Source organism: Herbaspirillum sp. B65 (genome assembly GCF_000333555.1).
Taxonomy (GTDB): Bacteria; Pseudomonadota; Gammaproteobacteria; order Burkholderiales; family Burkholderiaceae_D; genus Herbaspirillum; species Herbaspirillum rubrisubalbicans.
The window spans coordinates 1-305 of record NZ_BADI01001215.1 but is presented as its reverse complement, the minus strand read 5'-3'; the positions used below and the strand labels follow the sequence as shown (position 1 = coordinate 305).

Below are 305 nucleotides of genomic sequence, written 5' to 3'. Positions count from 1 at the left end.
GACCGTCTGCCTGCACGGAGATGGACCACATGCACTGGATTTTGCGCGCCAGATTCGTGCACGCCTGCACGCGCAGCAAATTGCCGTGCGCGCGGCGATATGAAGATTTTTTCCGCGTGCTGCGCGCCGTCGCACCGTGCGGGATGTTGCGCAACGCATCCTGATTCAAGGTAGTCGCAAGCTGTAGTTTCGTTCCAAGAGCAATAAGAAAAGTCGCCGTAATGAGGCCCGTGAGGTCGCAGGAAAAGTCACGTCCATACACCCCGCAAAGGCAGACTGGAAGCGGCTTTGCGCGACATTGGTGG

At 58.0% G+C, this 305-nt stretch carries 1 protein-coding gene; it reads left to right on the top strand.

From position 1 onward, the window contains the following. On the top strand, positions 1 to 103 hold a 103-nt coding region (locus I5W_RS31860), incomplete at its 5' end, for a LamB/YcsF family protein (RefSeq protein ID WP_199901824.1). Positions 104 to 305 lie beyond the last annotated feature (202 nt).